Source organism: Scytonema sp. NUACC21 (genome assembly GCF_054684315.1).
The window spans coordinates 36,376-54,706 of the sequence record NZ_BAAFZH010000050.1; the positions used below are offsets into that span (position 1 = coordinate 36,376).

Annotated in this window: 13 protein-coding genes and 5 pseudogenes; 6 read left to right on the forward strand and 12 right to left on the reverse strand. The window is 42.4% G+C overall.

The window, feature by feature from the left end:
* Positions 1-4: 4 nt before the first annotated feature.
* The gene (locus ACYRY3_RS06625; protein WP_460200910.1) at positions 5-1,759 is read right to left on the reverse strand and encodes a peptidase domain-containing ABC transporter; all 1,755 of its coding nucleotides are present in this window, start codon (positions 1,757-1,759) and stop codon (positions 5-7) included.
* Between the two features lie 148 nt (positions 1,760-1,907).
* Here ACYRY3_RS06625 and ACYRY3_RS06630 point away from each other — a divergent pair.
* Positions 1,908-2,030: pseudogene (locus tag ACYRY3_RS06630) on the forward strand (helix-turn-helix domain-containing protein); the annotation flags it as partial.
* A 170-nt stretch (positions 2,031-2,200) separates the two neighbouring features.
* On the opposite strand, the gene ACYRY3_RS06635 reads toward ACYRY3_RS06630, so the two are convergent.
* From ACYRY3_RS06635 to ACYRY3_RS06660, 6 genes and pseudogenes are all read right to left on the reverse strand, one after another.
* On the reverse strand, positions 2,201-2,557 hold the full coding sequence (locus tag ACYRY3_RS06635) for a hypothetical protein (protein WP_460200924.1): 357 nt from the start codon (positions 2,555-2,557) through the stop codon (positions 2,201-2,203).
* A 203-nt stretch (positions 2,558-2,760) separates the two neighbouring features.
* Positions 2,761-3,768 (reverse strand): PstS family phosphate ABC transporter substrate-binding protein, encoded by a 1,008-nt coding sequence (locus ACYRY3_RS06640; RefSeq protein WP_460200911.1) that lies wholly within the window; start codon positions 3,766-3,768, stop codon positions 2,761-2,763.
* Between the two features lie 127 nt (positions 3,769-3,895).
* Entirely contained in the window at positions 3,896-5,398 is a 1,503-nt protein-coding gene (locus tag ACYRY3_RS06645; RefSeq protein ID WP_460200912.1) for a family 10 glycosylhydrolase, read from the reverse strand.
* A 440-nt stretch (positions 5,399-5,838) separates the two neighbouring features.
* On the reverse strand, positions 5,839-6,243 hold the full coding sequence (psb27, locus tag ACYRY3_RS06650; RefSeq protein WP_460200913.1) for a photosystem II protein Psb27: 405 nt from the start codon (positions 6,241-6,243) through the stop codon (positions 5,839-5,841).
* 122 nt (positions 6,244-6,365) lie between these two features.
* Positions 6,366-7,298 (reverse strand): annotated as a pseudogene (gene cofH / locus ACYRY3_RS06655) (7,8-didemethyl-8-hydroxy-5-deazariboflavin synthase subunit CofH); the annotation flags it as partial.
* A pseudogene (locus ACYRY3_RS06660) lies at positions 7,293-7,865 on the reverse strand (DUF3479 domain-containing protein); the annotation flags it as partial. The pseudogenes ACYRY3_RS06660 and cofH, both read right to left, overlap by 6 nt.
* Before the next feature lie 446 nt (positions 7,866-8,311).
* Here ACYRY3_RS06660 and ACYRY3_RS06665 point away from each other — a divergent pair.
* Both ACYRY3_RS06665 and ACYRY3_RS06670 read left to right on the forward strand, forming a co-directional pair.
* Positions 8,312-9,637: a glycosyltransferase family protein gene (locus tag ACYRY3_RS06665; RefSeq protein ID WP_460200914.1), complete on the forward strand. Its 1,326-nt coding sequence runs from the start codon at positions 8,312-8,314 to the stop codon at positions 9,635-9,637.
* Between the two features lie 230 nt (positions 9,638-9,867).
* Complete coding sequence (locus ACYRY3_RS06670) at positions 9,868-11,100, forward strand: calcium-binding protein (protein WP_460200915.1); 1,233 nt, start codon at positions 9,868-9,870, stop codon at positions 11,098-11,100.
* Positions 11,101-11,246: 146 nt separating this feature from the next.
* Here the strand turns inward: ACYRY3_RS06670 and ACYRY3_RS06675 are convergent, their stop codons facing one another.
* Positions 11,247-11,636 carry a hypothetical protein gene (locus ACYRY3_RS06675; protein WP_460200916.1) on the reverse strand — a complete coding sequence of 130 codons (390 nt, stop codon included), beginning with the start codon at positions 11,634-11,636 and terminating at the stop codon, positions 11,247-11,249.
* Positions 11,637-11,954: 318 nt separating this feature from the next.
* On the opposite strand from ACYRY3_RS06675, the pseudogene ACYRY3_RS06680 reads away from it, so the two are divergent.
* A pseudogene (locus tag ACYRY3_RS06680) lies at positions 11,955-12,176 on the forward strand (diguanylate cyclase); the annotation flags it as partial.
* Positions 12,177-12,401: 225 nt separating this feature from the next.
* A pseudogene (locus tag ACYRY3_RS06685) lies at positions 12,402-12,806 on the forward strand (M23 family metallopeptidase); the annotation flags it as partial.
* Between the two features lie 134 nt (positions 12,807-12,940).
* On the opposite strand, the gene ACYRY3_RS06690 reads toward ACYRY3_RS06685, so the two are convergent.
* The 4 genes from ACYRY3_RS06690 to ACYRY3_RS06705 form a co-directional block, all read right to left on the reverse strand.
* The gene (locus ACYRY3_RS06690; protein ID WP_460200917.1) at positions 12,941-13,258 is read right to left on the reverse strand and encodes a hypothetical protein; all 318 of its coding nucleotides are present in this window, start codon (positions 13,256-13,258) and stop codon (positions 12,941-12,943) included.
* 520 nt (positions 13,259-13,778) lie between these two features.
* Positions 13,779-14,987 (reverse strand): bifunctional phosphopantothenoylcysteine decarboxylase/phosphopantothenate--cysteine ligase CoaBC, encoded by a 1,209-nt coding sequence (gene coaBC / locus ACYRY3_RS06695; protein ID WP_460200918.1) that lies wholly within the window; start codon positions 14,985-14,987, stop codon positions 13,779-13,781.
* Between the two features lie 77 nt (positions 14,988-15,064).
* Positions 15,065-15,277 carry a protein IsiD gene (gene isiD / locus ACYRY3_RS06700; protein WP_460200919.1) on the reverse strand — a complete coding sequence of 71 codons (213 nt, stop codon included), beginning with the start codon at positions 15,275-15,277 and terminating at the stop codon, positions 15,065-15,067.
* A 217-nt stretch (positions 15,278-15,494) separates the two neighbouring features.
* A complete protein-coding gene (locus ACYRY3_RS06705; RefSeq protein WP_460200921.1) occupies positions 15,495-16,151 on the reverse strand; it encodes an alpha/beta hydrolase in 657 nt (218 codons plus the stop codon).
* A gap of 240 nt (positions 16,152-16,391) precedes the next feature.
* On the opposite strand from ACYRY3_RS06705, the gene purH reads away from it, so the two are divergent.
* Positions 16,392-17,948 carry a bifunctional phosphoribosylaminoimidazolecarboxamide formyltransferase/IMP cyclohydrolase gene (gene purH, locus ACYRY3_RS06710; RefSeq protein WP_460200922.1) on the forward strand — a complete coding sequence of 519 codons (1,557 nt, stop codon included), beginning with the start codon at positions 16,392-16,394 and terminating at the stop codon, positions 17,946-17,948.
* Positions 17,949-18,331 lie beyond the last annotated feature (383 nt).

The window sequence follows — 18,331 nt, forward strand, 5'->3', positions numbered from 1 at the left end:
AATCTTATCTACTCATTGCAGTGGATTTACCATTGGATTCAGCTATTGAAGATTTCAATACCAAACCATTGTTGGGTAGGAAAAAATCATCTAGGAAGTCTAAGTGTGTACCGGGAAGATGACGTAGTTCCTCTGGAGTGCCTTGAATTTTCAAGCGTCCTTCTTCAAGCAGTACAATCCAATTAGCTCGCCCGATGACTTTGGGACGATGACTAATCATAATTGTAGTTTTGTCCTGTCGATGGAATAATAATTTATCTAGTACTTCGGCTTCACTTACAGGGTCGAGGGCACCCGTGGATTCATCTAAAATAAGTATGGGCGGTTCAGTGACGATTGCTCTGGCGATCGCTAATCTTTGCTTTTGACCTCCAGAAAGATTTGCACCAAATTCGCCTAAGACGGTTTGATACTTATCGGGCAATTTACTGATAAACTCATCTGCACCAGCTATTTGGCAAGCTTCAACAATTTGTTCAAAACTGATATTCGGATAACTGAAGCGGAAGTTGTCGATAATTGAGCGACTCCAGAAGTGGGGTTCTTGCGGGACTAACACCACTTGTTGTCGCAGACATTCCAACGAAAGGTCTTGCTGATTGTACATACCATAACGGATATTGCCAGACTGGGAAGAATATAAACCAGCAATCAGTTTGGCGAGAGTACTTTTGCCACAACCAGATTTACCAATCAAAGCAATAACTTGGCCACCTGGGATAGTGAGGGAAAAATCTTGCAGCAGGTCAACTCTACCTGCATGGTGGAAGTTGAGATTCGTGCAAGTGATGTCTGCATTCCCCTTAATTTCTGCCCAAGGCTTTTTGACATCATTATCGTCTTCTGGGGTAGCGTCAATGACTTCTGTCAAGCGTTGGATAACAATTTGGGCAGTGATAAACTCATCAACTAACCCGATAACTGAACCCAGGAAGCCGAGAAAGTTACTACTCATGCCGCTAAATGCGAGCAACTGACCAATAGAAAAGGTTTGATGAATCACCAAGTACGAACCCAACCAAAGTAGAGCAATACTAGTGAAAGTAGAAATAAGACCAGTGAGTGTGCCACTGTAAAGTCCCAGTTTCATCGTAGTCCAGCCTAAATTGGCAAGACGGCCAAAATTGGCCTGATACTCTTGCCAAGCTTGAGGGGTAGCAGAGGTGGTTTTAAGAACCTGGACACCGCGAAAGGTTTCCACCAGAAAGCCTTGGTTCTCTGTACCAAGGACAATCGTGGTGCGAGTTTTCTGGCGTAAGGCGGGGAGGAAAAGCAGGTTGACGAAGGTGACAATAACAAAGGCGGCAAAGGAAGCTACAGTAAGCTCCCAGCTATAGAAGAGCATAAAACCCAAGGAAACCAAGGCGATAAAAAATTGGCTGGGTAAACCGAGGACAATTTGGGAAACTAGGGCATTGATGGCATTAACATCAGCAATGCGGCTAACCACCTCGCCACTCCGCCGTCCTTCAAAATACTCCAGGGGCAAGTGTAAAAGTTTTCGCCCGTATTCCAGGATTAAACCTAATTGCAGCCGCTGACCAAAGTGACCGATAAGGTGGGACTGTACCAAGCCAATGGCACTTCTAATTAAGTTCATTAGAATTACCCCAATTGCTACAGTTGTCAGCAGTTGAGTATCTCCCCGCACCAGGACATCATCGGTAAGGAGCTGCATCATCAAGGGGGAGGCGAGGGAGAGGAGCCCAATGGCGATGTTAATTGCTATTGCCTGAATAAGAATACCACGATAAGGCAAAACACGTGCCAGATAACGTCCAAAGCCGCCTCAGTTTATTTAATCTCCTCTCTGACATCCGAACATTTAATCTAGTTGTTTTCATATTTGTTAACCCAATGTTGTCACCAATATGCTAGCATGGGTGGAGAAGAGGAAGTGATGAAAAATGTTGCTTAACTATCAGTATCGAGTTGACCCAAACACAAATCAAAAACTTGAGTTAAATGAATGGTTGAGAACTTGTAGGTACTGGTACAACAAGCAACTAGGAGACAGATTTGATTGGTGGGAAAATAACCGCAATAGTATTAATTCTTGTTCAATAATCAGTTGTCCATTACCTCAATTACGAAATAATCCAGATTTTTATTCTCAAAAGAAACAACTACCTGTTATTAAGGAAGACTTCATAAAAGTTGCTTCTTCTGGCGAATTGCTAAATTTTTCTTGCGTTCCATCTCAAACGCTGCAAGATGTTTCCAAACGAGTAGATAAAGCTTTTTCTCGTTCTCCACAGGAGATTTCACCACCTCCAAAGGGGTTGCCACCACCGAAGTTTCCACCTCCAAAGGAGATTTCACCACCTCCAAAAGGGTTGCCACCAGCAAAGGAGTTCCCGCTACCTCCAAAGGGGTTGCCGCCTCCAAAGGAGTTCCCGCCACCGGTGAAGGAATTGCCACCAGCAAAGCTGCCATCTCCAGTGATATCCCCAGTAAAGGCATCTCCACTTTCAAAGGCAGAATCCTCACCAAAGGAACTTTCATCATCAGCGATGGAAATTTCGTCAACCACAAACTGCTCCAGATTTTCTTCCACGACGTTTTCCCCTGTGTTTTTAATCTGGAATCGATTCCAAGAAAATAATAATATTTATTGTTTGTAAAATTAATTGATATATTTTTTTATACTTTTGGCATTTCTTTTTAAATTGACTTATTTTTCTATGCTTTTAGCTTTTTTTTCTTTCGATAAATAGTACTTTGTTGTATTATAAAGCACTTTTTAAATAATAATTTCCCCTAGCGAATATTCACAAAACCAGCTTTGGCAATCATCCTTTGTCCCTGTACCGTTAACAACAAGTTGGCATAAGCTTCACCTGTCTGTTGCTCAAATCGTCCATTCTGTTTTATGACTACAACTAATCTGCGGCTTAAAGGATATTCTCCAGTGCGAATGGCATCTATATTTACTTTTCTTCCGTATTGACTGCATTGAGATGTTGAAGACAAAGGAGGTTGATAAGGGGGAATAAATTTTTGGGAGTCACGACCTATTGGTATTGGTTTTACAGTACATTGTGGAACTAATAAAGGTGCGGCTGCCCAGTAAACTCCGCCAGGATCTCCAGCAACTTTTCGTACAGCTTCAGTTGTCGTTTCCACCAACTTAAAGTGTTTGCCAGTATCCCTTCCCTTTTTTCCATAGGGTTGAATTTTTAAATCCTGACCTCCAACTTGCTGCCAATTTGTAATTTTGCCTGCAAATATGTCGTCAAATTGATTAATAGTTATACCGGAAATGTTCAAATTTGGATTCACAACTACTGCCAGTCCATCAATAGCCACGGGAATTTCTTTCAATTGAATTCCCTTTTTTCCTGCTTCTTCATACTCTTTATTGCTTACGGGTCGAGAAGCTTGGGCAAACTCCAGTTGGCTTTTTAGCAACATAGCAATACCTGTTGTAGAGCTGGGAGCTTCCTTTTCTGGATCTGTGTAACGTAGCTGGAATTGCGACCAAACACGTTGAATTTCCGGATCTAGATCCCTACGAATCGGTGCCCAGCTAGTACTACCACCATAGCTAATTAAACCACTAGGAACATTTTTTACTTGGTCAAAGGTCTGAAGCTGGGTAGTGTGGTTCTGACTGTCAACAGGATTAGAACTAGAATCATCATTGTTGGAGTTTAATATACTGGTTACACCAAAGTTCTGAGTGAACCACCAAATAACACATCCTGCAAGCCCTGCTGTTATTACAACAGCTAATAGGAGAATGGTTGTTTCATTCTTTTGCGACATAAAAGATTTTGGGAACTGTTCTTTTTTCTAGGGTTCCCAAATTCAAAGCGGAGCGATCGCAAAATTTCCGCTTAGTTTCATTTCGTGCCTAGCTGCCTACAGGTTAGAAACCTGCAGGCTTTTCTCCTTACTTCAACCGACAAAACTTGCGATCGTTGTCATGTTCTGGGTCTTGCCAAGAATAGGCAAAATGACTAACTCCTTTGAGTTGCGGGGTAGCTTGGCGAAGCGCTTGCATTTGCACTTCTAGGGGTGGACGATTGGTAACTGATTCTCCCCACCTTCCAGCTAAAGCGGGAATCACTTGAGTTCCTGGTTGCGCCACGTTCAACACCCGTTGTACTTGGCTCACAATACAATCAGCATTAGCGCAATTTGCATAAGACATGGGATGCCACTCTAGGGAGCTGGGGAATTTATCCCAAGGCTGCAAGCGGGAATCATAACCCCGACCAACCATTTGGTTCCCATCGGGGAAAAACACAGCCCCAGCGGGAATACCCATTTGTTGTGCTGGATATGCAGCTAAATTGACAAAATCTAGGATGCCCTGCATTGCATGGGCAACTGACAGTTGCCACAACTCAAATTGCAATTGCGGTTGCCTTTGCTCTGGGGGAACGATCGACTTTTGCTCTGTAGCTGATGTACGCCCCTGCCACAATGGTTCTCCTTCTTGAGGATAGACTTGATCGACTTGAGCAATGTCACCAGCTGTAATGTATCCCTTACTTAAAAAACGCCGAATTAAATCCAGCCCCTTGTAATTCAATGCCCTTTGAAATAAAGCTTGTTGGGTGGCGTCACTATACAACCATAAATCTGTGACTTTGGTGGCGATTGAATCGCTGCCAGCCTGCCGTGGATAACGCACGTAGTCGAATAGCACTCCATCCGGACGGCGGCGCAACACTTCCTGTAACATTTGGTAGTAGTCGCGTTTTGCTTGTAAGTTGTAGGGGTCGATAAATACTTGAGAATTGTTATCTACAACGTATAAACTCGTTTGACCCTTGCCATTGCGGGCTATTGTCTCTTGCCTATCTGGGCGCTGGGCGTAAGTGTAACCGAAATTGGTTGTAAACATCCAAGCATAAACCTTGAGACCGCGTTCCCGACCTTTTTGAATAGCTTCGGCAAGCAAATCAGTCTTTTGTGTCCCTGGTGTGCGAACTACTGACGGCCAAACTGTGGGGTTAGCCCCCGATGGTAGCAGTACTTGCCCATCGTAGAAGACTTCCAAATAAACTTGGTTATAGCCCCGATTCACAATTCGATCCATTACTTGCTCGATCGCTCCGGGTTGGGCATCACAAGGATACAAACGCAGCCAAATTGCTTGAATCTGGGGCCAATTGCGATTTCGGCATTCCTGTAAAGCTTGTGCTTGTTTCTGTAGCAGTTGCTGGTAACGTCTTTTTGACTCTTGTTTGCCTCTGATTGCTGACAAACGTAAGTTTTCTTTTTCTTGCGCCGCCTCTGGTGATAGCTGGCAATATTCGGTTAGTTGTGCCTCTGCTGATTGATTCCCAAACCAAGGACTCAGCAATCCACTACTAAAAACAGCAGCCGCTAGGAGGCGTTGCCAAAAGAACATTGGTTTTACAGCATTCAAAGGACGTTTGGACATATGTAAAAGTCAGATAGCTAGCTCTGGGAATCTATACTCAATTCAGGTTAAATAAATTACACTGTGGTATAGTAACGTCGGAAATTATATACAACAATTTTCGGTTTGGGATAATATCCCAAACAAAAGTCAAAGTATTTTTAACTGCACTTGCCCACTACCTGGGACTGCAACCAGAATCTTAAGTTTTTGGTAGTACATCCCGAGGAATAACGTTATTGTGCAGTTTCATCCGTACCACAGATGGTCTTGCTTTAAAGTTCACACGTCTTAGACTGATAAATTTCTATTTCTGTTGCCGAATTTTGTCATCAACTCAGAGTAAAACATTGCCCAGCCACGATTTGGTAGAAAGCGTGACTGGGCGATCGCTGCGGTTCAAGTACTGGTGACGGTTTTCGTTAGACTGCGGACTACGGGCTTTGCGTGGAAAATCACACTTAAGCCCCACGCCTCAGTGCTGATTCAACCTGTTGAAACTCCAGTTCTAGACGATCTTTAAGTTTTTTCGGTACGGGACGGTTGGGATAGGAACTATAATGTCCTGCCAGAGAGTTCAGTGCTGTTCGCATAGTTGTAAAGGAACTCAAGCCAGTAACTGAAGGATCTCGCTGATAGCGGGCTGCAAATTCATTTATCTTTTGACGGGCAACTGCTTGAGCAGCTGCTTTATCTTCTGCTACATCTTCTGATAAACCTAAGGCAGTTCTTAAAGTACTAACCACAGTTAAGGTGTCTTGGCGATAATCCCCTGTTAAAGCACCAGGATCGTTAGAAGAACAGCCCACAAGACCGACAACGACTACCAAAACCAGGGCAAGTAGACGTGACCAATAGCGCTTCATATGCAAAAAGTGAAACTATACCTAAATCAACGTCCATCGTATCCTGGATTGGTATCTTGGGGATCAAATGAATGGTTAATGGTTAGTAGTTAGTGCTTAGTTGCTGCTTGTTCTATCAACTACTAACCATTAACAACTAACTTATAGAGAGTGTCTCTTTGATGGTAAGGACGACCAAGGTTAGCGATCGCAGCCTGTAGAGTTTCAACTTCCATATTGGTACCACCTTGAGCACCTGCCATTGTCGTGATGTGTTCCTCCATTAATGTTCCACCAATATCATTACAACCCCACTTTAAGGCTTCTGTTGCACCGCTTAGTCCCAGTTTTACCCAACTCGGTTGGTGGTTGGGAATCCAGTTTCCCAAGAAAATCCTTGCCACAGCACTCAGAAGCAATGAGTCTGCCAAAACAGGTTGATCGCGTCCCACACGGCGACGTAAAGGCTTGGGGGCTTCTTGACCAACAAAAGGTAATAATATAAATTCCGTTATGCAACCTGGATATTCCCGCTGAATGGCGGTTTGTTGAAGATTTCGCAATTTTTCCAAATGCCCTATCTGTTGTTCTGGTGTCTCAATGTGTCCCGATAACATTGTGCTAGTGGTATGCAAACCTAGTTTGTGAGCGGTTGTGACAATTTCCAACCAAGTAGCTGTATCTATTTTTTCCGGACAAAGGATACGCCGTACCTCGTCATCTAATACTTCGGCTGCTGTTCCTGGCATGGAATCAACACCAGCTTCTTGTAAAGCTAGAATAACATCAGCATATTCCAACTCATCCACTCTTGCTATAAATTGCACTTCTTGAGGAGAAAAAGCATGTAGGTGAATCTTGGGAAATTGCTGCTTTATGGTTGCTACAAGTTTAAGGTAGTAGGGCAAAGATTTGCCGTTCACTTTGGCTTTTGAATTCAAACCCCCCTGCATGCAAATTTCGGTTGCACCTCGTTGTACGGCATCTGTTGCCTTTTCCAAAATATGTGCCCAATCTAACCAGTAAGCGCCATCTTCTGTTTCATCTCGGCGAAAAGCACAGAAGCTACAATGTTGAAAGCTGAGCATAAAATTTCGTGCGTCTTGCGCTTTGTCCATTGGCAGGTATTTAAGTACCTGCGGCAACGTCCTTAGCAGCTTTAGCATCCCATCTTGGAAACCCGCGCCAGATTTTTCCTTGCGCTTTCGCATGAACTGTGCTATTGCACTTTTAGATTGCCCCAACTGTGCCAAGGAGAAGGTGCCCATTTTATTTAGGCGCATCACTTCGGGCATTGAGGGGAACACAACGGCTACGTCCAGGCGATCGCGATGTGGTTCTACTGCTGTTACTAATTTCTGGGCTAAGTCTTCTATAAAAATCAGTGATGCAATAAAGATATTAGCAGTTGCGATATCTTTTTTGAACTCCTCGTAGTTTTCTTGGTCGCGGAGTTCCTCAATTAAATAACCACTGATTTCAATCGCCAGATTGGGATTGTTTTCGTTAATCGCCCGAACCGCTTGTGACAATGCACTTTGGTACTGGGACTCTAACACGACATAGACCACCTTAATTAAGTGACGCCCTTGCAATCGATCTGGGGCAATATGTCTAATGGTGGACTTGACGTGGGTGAACATGCTTCCTAGGCTCCTTTGATGCGTGTTCTCTTCTAAAAAAAACTATTCGGCAAAAATCGCCGATAGTCAGTTTTCATATTCGGCAATATGAGTTTTTTACCAGAAAACGCTTACTCTGTGGGCATTTTGTCGCCCATCTGACACAAAACGATATAAAAAATGAAATATTTTGTAAAAATTGTTGACAACTTTCCGAAGTATACACTCACTTATTTGTAAATTTTTCGCAACAAATTGTTCCTTTACAAAAATGATAATTAAAAATTCAGACAGTCTTTATTTAAACTTATATTACTTTATTTTTTTATTCTTATATAACTATAAAAATTAGAAATCAACGACGGAACAACGAGCGCTTAAATCATGACTAATGTAGAGACGCTTCAAACATTGCGTCCCTAAAATAACAAACCACTATCTAACTAACCACTAACCACTATCTACCGATGTCCGCTGATATTCTGATTCTTTCAAACGGTCCTGGGGAAATTACAACTTGGGTACGCCCAGTGGTTAAGCAATTGCGGCGACAACTGGGAAATGACCGAAGCCAAATTCGGATTTCCATCATTTTGTCGCCTTGTCCAAACTCTAGTGGAAAAGAAGCAGATATAGCTCGTTCATATCCTGAAGTAGACAGGGTTCAATCGGCAGAACATTTTTGGCAGTTTTTGCTTTGGGGAAAAACCGTTGAAAATTGGGACTGGCGGAAGCGCGGTGTCGTTGTTTTTCTGGGCGGAGATCAGTTTTTTCCAGTTGCGATTGGCAAAAGGCTGGGTTACCACACCGTTATTTATGCAGAATGGGAAGCACGGTGGCATGCATGGATTGACCGTTTTGGCGTAATGAAGCCCGAAGTTTCAGCCCGTGTCCCTCATAAATATGCTCATAAATTTACTGTGGTAGGAGATTTGATGGCAGAAGCCCAGCTAGAAGAAACTAAAACCCCCCACTCCCTCCCTCCCTCTCCCACTCCCTCTCTCCCTCTCTCCCAAGTTCCCACGGAATTGATTGGTTTGCTTCCCGGATCGAAGGCGGCAAAACTCACACAGGGAGTACCTTTAACTCTGGCAATTGCAGAATACGTAAAGGCTAAAAGACCGCAAACAAAATTTGTAATTCCTGTAGCACCGACTTTGGATGTGCAAACTTTAGCAAGTTTTGCCGACCCTCAGAAAAACTCTTTTGTTCATACCTTTGGTTTCAGTGGTGCTTCACTCAGTACTCAACACTCAACAATTGATAATCCACATAGCGATCGCTTAGAATATCCGGTACTGAAAACAGAAACAGGCTTGTGTGTCGAACTTTTGACTGAAACACCAGCATACGGCGTATTATCCCAGTGCCGCATCTGCTTAACGACTGTGGGTGCAAATACTGCTGAACTCGGTGCCTTAGCTATACCAATGATTGTTTTGCTACCAACACAACAGCTAGATGCCATGCGTTCTTGGGATGGTTTGCCTGGGTTGTTGGCAAATTTGCCGTTTTTTGGTTCTAGTTTTGCCAAGTTAATTAACTGGTTAGCATTAAGACGTTTGGGTTTGTTGGCTTGGCCAAATATCTGGGCAAAAGAAATGATCGTACCAGAACTTATAGGAAAACTTCAGCCTCAGGAAGTCGGGGAAATAGTTTTAGATTTTCTGAATCATCCAGAAAAACTAGTAGAAATAAGAGCGAAGTTACAAAGTATCAGAGGTGAATCCGGTGCAGCCGAGAAATTAGCAGCATTAGTTGGGGAAGAAATTATACGGATAGCAAGTAAATAGCTCTGTATAAATAAGTGGTAGTTCTTTTTTATGAGTCATTGATAACGGTTCGATCTATTTTTACATTCCAAAAAACATACTTGCTTTTATTCACTCCCACTAAGTTAGGAGAAAGGCACGTTATTTCTCCTTAAAAACTTAACTATGAAGAATTGATGATTTCATTATTAATAATAATTATAGTTAAAGTATGAAGTAATACAAATTCGAGTTTTAGGAGAGTAAAAACTATGGCGGTTATTACTGGTACTCTAAACAGTGAGAATTTAAATGGAACTCCAGAAAATGACGTAATTGATGGTTTAGCAGGAGACGATAGATTATCAGGCAAGGCAGGAAACGACGAACTCAATGGTGGTGAGGGTAGCGATCGGCTTGATGGTAATTCAGGAGAAGATAATTTAAAAGGCGATCCCTTGCTTGAGCCTTACGGAAATCTAGACGATATTCTCAAACTTAACCAAGAGGGACGAGATAGTCTATACGGTGGCTCTGATAATGATATCTTGCAGGGCGGTGCTGGAAAAGATTTCTTGAGTGGTGGTAAGGGAGACGATCTTTTATGGGGAGGTTATAGTGAGAGCGAAGCTATTTCAAGTGGAGTGGGTGAATTTGAATTTAGAGAGGAGTACTACAGCAATGGCTACGGTGATGATGTTTTAGAAGGCGGACCGGGAAACGATATCTTACGCGGCGATTCCCCTTGGGCAGATCCCCTGTCAGGAAATAGTAACCTTTTTGGCAATGACTTATTAGATGGCGGTTCTGGTGACGATCTTTTAGAGGGTGGTGCCGGAAGGGATGAACTGTATGGCGGTGCTGGCAACGATCGCCTTTATGGTAGTTATGAAGTTATTCAATCATCACGTCAAGGTGATGGTTTCAACAATTTCCTCTATGGTGAGGCAGGTGATGACTACCTTGTAGGCGCGAATGGTGATGACTTTCTAGATGGTGGCGCAGGAAATGACGTATTAGATGGTTATGATGAGCGGTTTACTGGCACAGACACTTTATATGGTAAATCTGGAGACGACACATTGTTTGGAAGGAACGGAAGTGATTTGCTAGATGGTGGTTCTGGTAATGATGTGCTAATTGGTGATGTTGAATTCAATCCTTTCCAGGAAGAAAATTGGGTTGATACCTTGACAGGTGGTGCAGGGCAAGACCGATTTGTTCTTGGAACTCAGGATGGAAGCTTGTATGGTCCTTCTTATTCTGGGGCTGAGGAATTGTTTACTGATTACGCAATTATCACTGACTTCAATATTAAGCAGGACGTTATCCAACTTGCTGACTCGAATTACGGAGGAGTATTACAATATACATTGGGTTCTGCTCCTGAAGGTTTACCACAAGGAACAGCGATATACCTTGATGCAGAGACAGATCGGTTAATTGCCGTTGTGACAGGGGTTTCTAGTCTAAGTCTAAACCAAAGCTATTTCACTTTCGTTTAAATTTGTATTTCCGATTTACAGCTGCACCAATAAATAAATGGTTCCGATATGCCAGCTAAGCTTGTGCCATCTTTTTCTTAATTTTCTCGCTATCAGGGCGTTCTACCTTCCCTGTTTCTACCGTAATTACGTGTCTATTGTTCTCTTTACTCCCCAGCAGACTTTCCATCTCGCCGCCCCATCTCGTAAACTCCAGAGCCGATACAGGAAAGTATTCCCATGCTAATTGACCAACTGCGACCCAAACCAACTTCGACTCCCCAGTGACATAGAGCACCAATGACTAAAAAAGGCAGAATGCTGAAAAGCGAAGCATACAAGGCATTTTGAGATTCTCTCGCCTTTCTTGTCTTTTCAAATTCTGATTTACTCATGTAAAGTGAGCGTTCCGCAAAGTTAAACCAGCTGTTGAGTTGCTTGATAACCCATTCACTGGCTGGAGAAAATGCTAAGTACAATGCTAACGACCACAAACTCGTTCCAGCGATCGCAATTTTGTCTAACTCAAGGCTAAAAGGTAATATATCAGTCAGCATGGCTTATCGAAGTTCTGTAGATGTTTTTGTCTGGCTTCTTTTGAAGCAAAATGGATCTGTCACCCAACCTCCTGTTTATCAAAAACCTTATCAGCATTTTTACTTATTTGCAACTCTATCTTTAGGTATGTTTTTTGCCATGCACCACTTATTCTTCAATTACTAACTAGTGAAGGGGCTTGCTAACAGGTTCATTAAGTTATGCTTGATGGGCAGTTCTATTATAGCGGTTCTTGGTTGGGTGCAATACACGTTGGAGGGTGAACAACCGTTCGCCCCTACATTGTCGATTACTTCAAGCGCTAGAACGACACCTACGGTCAGATGGCTGGAGATGTTTATTTAGTGAAAATTGCTCAAACAATAAGTTCTGCTGTTAAACGGAATGCAGATTTAGTGGCTCGTTACGGTGGAGAAGACTTTATTTTTGTATTATATTATACTAAAATAACTAAAGCTATGAAAGTGGCTTGTGCAATCCGTAAAGAGAACCAACTTCTCAATCTTCCTCATGGCAATAACTGCTCAAAATGTATTTAAAGTGCTTGACAAAGTATAAAACTCTAATTTTTGATTGCTCAATTAATGCTATGACTCATCCGAAAGCGAATTCTGATTTTTAAGGGCTTGACATAGTGCCATGTTGAAGTAAGATATTCCGAGATGAAAGATAAAAATAAGATACATCTCAATCTTGGTGCATAGGGTAAACACACGCAGCAGCACGAAAAAACTTTTTCGGTTATTGTTTAGAGGATGTTAACAATGAATCAGTGGCGACAAACAATCACAAGTTATGGAGTCACACTATCTTTGTCAGTCTTGTCTATTGTCAGTTTAATTGCTCTGTCACCTAAGGAAAACCAAAATAACGTTAATGCATTTTCTTTTATTTCAATCCCCAAGCAAGATTCACACTATTCTACTGCAAGTGAAGTAGCAAGAATACCAAGGTCAAGCAGAAAAGATGCGATCGCACCAAGTCAATTTCCCAATAAATCGGACCTGCAAGCAAGCAATAATAACTGGTTATCAGCCTCTTTCCCGGTAGAAAATTTTAAAGCGTATACATCACCGTTTGGTTATCGTCCTTCTGCGACTGGTGGTTCTAATTGGGAATTTCACAGTGGTTTGGATATAGCCGCCCCACAAGGGAGGTACATTCGCAATGGCGTTGTGGTGGGCTTTAGCCCTACCTACATCTACATCTATGTGTTTAGGTAATCTTTTGGCGGGAAGGGAGTAAACGCTCAGGAGTCCCGTGTAATGACCTTATAAGAAGCTGTCGCCCATCTCATTTTGTCTCAAATCTCTGTTTTGCAAGGCTTTTTGCAGTTTGACAGCGTCAACATTGACTGTTGGTTTTGACTCTGTAACTTATTAACCACTGTTTCGTCAAATCTGAAGGTGACTTCAGACACTACCCCTTTAAGCTGTGACAGTTGTCTTGCTTCAATGCGATCGCTGTTGTCAAGACTGCAGACAACTTCTTGATAAGCAATACTTTGTACATTCGCAAGCCTATCAACGATTATTATTTTTACTGCTTCTGTAGCTGCTATTCCATAAGGAATGATACTATAAATAGTGATAAATGTAGAAGTAAATAGCTTAAAAAGCATAACCTTGTAGATATAATTTTAATATTTTTGAACGCTTTGTCTGCTTCTCTACAAATTAAATTAAGCTATTTTCTCTATTAATGCAGTCTGAAAAAGTCTTCAAACAATTATTTCCACTTAATTTTATATGTCAGATTTTGTAACTGACATCTTGCACGCCCAGAAGTGGGAGGGAACGGTGGGCAGTGCCCACCCTACGATTGGGATAAGCTTTTTAGCCTATGATTTTTGATTGGGAGAGCGTAGTGCAAGATATGAGGTAAGAAATAGTCACATATAAAGGGTAGGGTGGGCAGTGCCCACCAATAAATAGGTAGGAATAAACAGAACTACATTACAAAATGTAAACGTGTCAGAAAGCCTTACCAATTACAAATGGACTAAGGACAATCTTCTCAAGTGACATTTTTTCATACCGATTTACTTAGTCTGTTCCCTATTAAAAGTTTCCTCTTTCCTTCTTGTTATAAATATCGTGAATTTCTGATACTGAAAATTAATAAATTTGTCAGTTTTTCAACTAGGAACACTTTAAAAAATCAAAGATGTGATGAGCCATGTGTAATTTAGAACAAGGAGATATCTCAAACTGCTGTCCTTGCCTATCTAAAATAATAGCTTTATTGTTATCGCTTCCAAAACCACTGCCTGGTTCATCTATGGGATTGGCAACAATTGCGTCTAAATTTTTTGCGTGCAATTTCTCTAACGCCGGTGTTATGATATCCCCTGTTTGTGCGGCAAATCCAATTAAACGTTGATGGGGTTGTTTGAGTTGTGCTAATTCGGCAACAATATCAGGTACGGGTTGGAGAGGTAAGGCTTCGGGGAGGGCTTTTTTAGCTAACTTTTCTGGACTGTAATCTCTTGGCTTAGCATCTGCGACGGCTGCTGACATAATAATGACATCTGAACTTGGAAGATAGCGCAACATAGACGATCGCATTTCTTCAGCACTAACAACAGAAATTCCTTGCACTCCTAGGGGAACATCCCAAGTTTTTGGTCCGTGTACCAGTGTGACATTTGCACCTCGGTGGGCGGCGGCTTGTGCTAAGGCTAACCCCATTTTCCCCGTAGAAGGATTGCCAAGAAACCTTTCTGGATCGAGATACTCTTGTGTTCCTCCTGCACTAATCAACACCCGCTTTCCTGCTAAATCTTTTTTTCCTGCAGTGTGTAGCAATGATTGGATGTAAGCAATAATCTCCCAGGGTTCTGCCATTCTACCAGCGCCAACGCGATCGCACGCCAACAATCCCGATGCCGTTTCGATGCCGTGAAATCTTTTTTCTGTTAGAAGCTGCTGCCAGTTCCGTTGTACAACCGATTGTTCCCACATATCGGTGTTCATGGCTGGGGATAGTAACACGGGACTTGTAGAAGCCAAAACAGTGTTTGTCAGCAAGTTGTCAGCTAAACCGTAAGCCAACTTTGCCAATGTATTTGCCGTCAAAGGGGCAATTAACATGATATCAGCCCATTCACCCAAGTCTATATGCAAGGGGCGAGAATGAGTTGGTTGCCAAAAATTCTCATCTGTATAAGCTGGATGACGAGACAGCGTTGCAAAAGTCAAAGGGGTAATAAACTTTTGTGCCGAACTTGTGAGGATAACCCTGACTTCCACGCCACTTTTAAACAACGTGGAAACAACCTCACAAATTTTGTAGGCAGCGATACCTCCGCCCACGCCAACCAGAACCCTTCCCGATCTTTGATTAGTCATAGAAAAATGGTCAATTGCTAATTGCTAATTGCCTTTTATACCATTAGCGATCGACCATTTGCCCATAAATTTATCTGTCAGGCTTCATCATATGGTTCTAAATCTAAGAGGTGAATATACGGTTCAACTAACTCCGGACGCTGAAAGGCGATAGCCCGTAGTAGATGCCAATCATTCAAACCCTCAAAAGCACCACTGTAATTATCCTGCTCCAGACGTACCGCTAACTTTTCCACTTCTTGTGGAGTCATAGCAGCAATTTCTTTCTTAGAAATGCTTAGAGTTTTCATAGTGTTTGCCCCTCCCGTTCGCAGCATTCGCATCCAGCATAGGTTGAGTTGCGCCCTTTTGCAGCTACCCAATATATATTACTCACTAGAAAGAGTGGTTTACGTGAAAATTTTCAGGATTTCTACCAGAATATGTAAAAATTTTGTAACCCTGACAACGTTATCTTTCAAGACAAGCCAAAGCCCGTGGTTTAACAGATAAGCAAAATTGTGGAATCTACGTATTGGTAATAATAAACTTCCGCAACAACTCTAGCATTTCTGGACGGATTTCATGGCCCATGTCAAATTCATGGTATTCTACTGCAACCCCTATAGATTCTAAAGTTTGTCGTGCCAAGCGTGCAGCCTCCAGTGGCACAACTGTATCTTGTGTGCCATGCATAATTAAAACTGGAGCCAGAGGTGCATTTACAGAGAGTTCTGGAGAAGAATCATTTTGTATCTGGTCTTTATTACTATTGGGATGTAAATACCCACTTAGAGAAACTAAACCAGCCAAAGGTAACTTTAATCCCACGTCTAAAGTCATAGCCCCACCTTGAGAAAACCCACTGAGAATAGTTCGCGATAAAGGCACCCCCGTGGTACTTTCTAAAGATAGCAACCAGTCTAGGAGTTGTTGGCGACTTTCTGTTAACCCGTGATACAAATTTTCTGCCCGCAGGTCATACCAAGCTTTCCCTATAGCAGAATAGGGATAAGGATAAGGCGCATTAGGAAATATGAACTGATACTCAGGTAATCTAAAAAAAGGTAATAAATAGGCTACATCTTCAGCATTAGCGCCCCACCCGTGCAAAGTTACAATTAAGCCTTTGGGAGGCTGCTCTGTTTGTGGAGGTACGCTGATAAATTTTAGAGTAGAAGTCATGGGCAGGGGCAAGTTGAATCAGTTGTTAACAATCGAGCAGGCTTAATATTCTTTATGAAACCTGCCCTTACATTAGTCCATAGTCGATGCTGAGTGCTTCAGCAGTCAATAGGACTACAGAGTGCAGATGAAAAATGGAAAATTTTGCGTTTTTAAATTCAACTTCGCGTTCTTTGCGCCTTTGCGGTTTATAAAATATACTTCTGCCCTCATTCGTATTGCAAAAGAGACTTGGGAATTATGGCGCGTCTAGCACTGCTGAGCGTATCTAATAAAACTGGTTTAATTGACCTTGCACGTAGCTTGGTAGAAGAATTTGATTTTGAAATAATCAGCAGTGGGGGTACAGCCAAAGCATTGAAAGATGCAGGGCTACCAGTCACAAAGGTTGCTGATTATACAGGTTCACCAGAAATTCTGGGTGGACGAGTCAAAACATTGCATCCCCGGATTCATGGCGGTATATTAGCTCGCCAAAATGTACCTGAAGATGTTACAGATTTAGAAAATAACCAAATTCGCCCAATTGATTTAGTGGTTGTCAATCTTTATCCTTTTGAAGAAACCATTGCAAAAGCTGGTGTAACCTTACCTGAGGCGATCGAGCAAATAGATATTGGCGGTCCTGCTATGCTGAGGGCAGCATCGAAAAACTTTGCCCATGTTACTATTCTGTGTGACCCGGCGCAGTATGAGGAATATTTGCAAGAAATGCGCCGCTCAAATTGCAACCCATCCTTTGAATTTCGTCAAAAATGTGCTTTAAAAGGATTTTTGCATACTTCTAGCTACGATCGCGCTATAGCAGCATATCTCCTAGAGCAATCAGCAGTAGAAGAGAAGGAATCTACACCCCTTCCCGAAGAGTTTTTACTTTCTGGAAAACAACTGCAAGCCCTTCGTTATGGAGAAAATCCCCATCAGTATGCAGCCTGGTATCAAACGGGTACCCATGCAGTTGGATGGGCGGCGGCTACTAAACTTCAAGGCAAAGAACTCAGTTACAACAATTTAGTTGATTTAGAAGCAGCCCGAACCCTGATTTCTGAATTTACTGACTCTCCTGCAGCAACAATTATCAAGCACAATAATCCTTGTGGTGTTGCTTTGGGAAGTACTGTTTGCGAAGCTTATCAGAAAGCGCTTAATGCTGACTCAGTTTCTGCTTTTGGTGGAATTGTTGCCCTAAACCGTGGGATTGATGCTGAAACGGCAACTGAATTGACAAAGACATTTCTAGAATGCGTCGTCGCACCTGGTTGTGATGCAGAGGCACAGGAAATTTTGGCAGCAAAATCAAAGGTACGGGTGTTGATTTTATCTTCTTTGAGTAGTGGACCAAAAGAAACTGTAAAAGCGATCGCAGGCGGTTTCCTGGTGCAAGCTTCTGATGATATAGTGGCTGATACTAGTCAATGGCAAATTGTAACTGAAAAGAAACCTACCGACCGGGAATTGGAAGAGTTGCTATTTGCTTGGAAAGTCTGCAAGCACGTTAAGTCCAATGCTATTGTTGTGACTTGCGATCGTACAACCTTGGGTGTAGGCGCAGGTCAAATGAACCGCGTTGGCTCTGTTAAAATTGCTTTGGAACAAGCTGGGGAAAAAGCCAAAGGTGCATTTCTTGCCAGTGATGGATTCTTCCCCTTTGATGATTCGGTAAGAACCGCAGCCGCCTCAGGAATTATTGGGGTTGTTCAACCAGGAGGCAGTGTGCGCGACCGAGATTCTATCAACGCTGCCAACGAACTGGGACTGGTTATGGCGTTTACTGGTATTCGCCACTTTTTACATTAAGGGTTGTTAGGGGTTAGGAGTTAGGAGTTAGTAGTTGCTAGTTTTCCCACTAACCACTAACCAATAACCACTAACTACTAACCACTAACTAAATAGTGCAGTTGTGAAACTGTCACCTAAGATATATGCCACCCGTTTTAAGTCATGATACTTTTTACCTAGTGTGAGGAGTAAGTTGAAAACAAAGAGCGCTTGGAGTCGAAACACGGCAAGACGTCCAAGCGTTTTTTGTATTTATTTCTTGAGAGCGCATAATACTGCAAGCAGCGAATAAGGTTCACTTTTAAAAGTGTCACTTTTCCCACTTGCCTTTAGACAAAGACGGTGTTATCCTCTAATTGTGTGTGAGGAGCAAGTGTAAATCAAAAAACGTCTGGGGTGGA